This window comes from Prevotella sp. HMSC073D09, from assembly GCF_001814145.1.
GTDB lineage: Bacteria > Bacteroidota > Bacteroidia > Bacteroidales > Bacteroidaceae > Prevotella > Prevotella conceptionensis.
Genome location: NZ_KV815035.1, coordinates 1 through 1437, shown reverse-complemented (window position 1 = coordinate 1437; position 1437 = coordinate 1). Strand labels below are relative to the sequence as shown.

Genomic DNA, 1437 nt, shown 5'->3' with positions numbered 1-1437 from the left:
ATGCGCAGACATTTTACAATGGAGAGTTTGATCCTGGCTCAGGATGAACGCTAGCTACAGGCTTAACACATGCAAGTCGCGGGGCAGCATGGGGGTTGCTTGCAATCCCTGATGGCGACCGGCGCACGGGTGAGTAACGCGTATCCAACCTGCCCTTCACCACGGGATAACCCGGCGAAAGTCGGACTAATACCGTATGTTGTCCATTGACGGCATCCGATTTGGACGAAAGGCTTTGCGGTGAGGGATGGGGATGCGTCCGATTAGCTTGACGGCGGGGTAACGGCCCACCGTGGCAACGATCGGTAGGGGTTCTGAGAGGAAGGTCCCCCACACTGGAACTGAGACACGGTCCAGACTCCTACGGGAGGCAGCAGTGAGGAATATTGGTCAATGGGCGGAAGCCTGAACCAGCCAAGTAGCGTGCAGGATGACGGCCCTATGGGTTGTAAACTGCTTTTATGCGGGAATAAATGAGCCCACGTGTGGGTTTTTGCAGGTACCGCATGAATAAGGACCGGCTAATTCCGTGCCAGCAGCCGCGGTAATACGGAAGGTCCGGGCGTTATCCGGATTTATTGGGTTTAAAGGGAGCGTAGGCCGCCCCTTAAGCGTGTTGTGAAATGCGGGTGCTCAACATCCGACTTGCAGCGCGAACTGGGGGGCTTGAGTGCGCCGAAAGTAGGCGGAATTCGTGGTGTAGCGGTGAAATGCTTAGATATCACGAAGAACTCCGATTGCGAAGGCAGCTTACTGTAGCGCAACTGACGCTGATGCTCGAAAGCGTGGGTATCGAACAGGATTAGATACCCTGGTAGTCCACGCGGTAAACGATGGATGCTCGTTGTCGGCCTGTGTGGCCGGTGACCAAGCGAAAGCGTTAAGCATCCCACCTGGGGAGTACGCCGGCAACGGTGAAACTCAAAGGAATTGACGGGGGCCCGCACAAGCGGAGGAACATGTGGTTTAATTCGATGATACGCGAGGAACCTTACCCGGGCTTGAACTGCGGCGGAACGATTCCGAGAGGATGAGGCCCTTCGGGGCTGCCGCGGAGGTGCTGCATGGTTGTCGTCAGCTCGTGCCGTGAGGTGTCGGCTTAAGTGCCATAACGAGCGCAACCCCCGTCTTCAGTTGCCATCGGGTGATGCCGGGCACTCTGGAGATACTGCCACCGCAAGGTGTGAGGAAGGTGGGGATGACGTCAAATCAGCACGGCCCTTACGTCCGGGGCTACACACGTGTTACAATGGCGCATACAGAGAGTAGGTGGCATGCGAATGCCATCCAATCCTTAAAGTGCGTCTCAGTTCGGACTGGGGTCTGCAACCCGACCCCACGAAGCTGGATTCGCTAGTAATCGCGCATCAGCCATGGCGCGGTGAATACGTTCCCGGGCCTTGTACACACCGCCCGTCAAGCCATGAAAGCTGGGAG

The 1437-nt window shown here is 56.9% G+C and carries 1 rRNA gene; it reads left to right on the top strand.

Annotated elements, in window-relative coordinates:
- Nucleotides 1-15 precede the first annotated feature (15 nt).
- Nucleotides 16-1437 (top strand): 16S ribosomal RNA (locus HMPREF2955_RS01570); the annotation flags it as partial.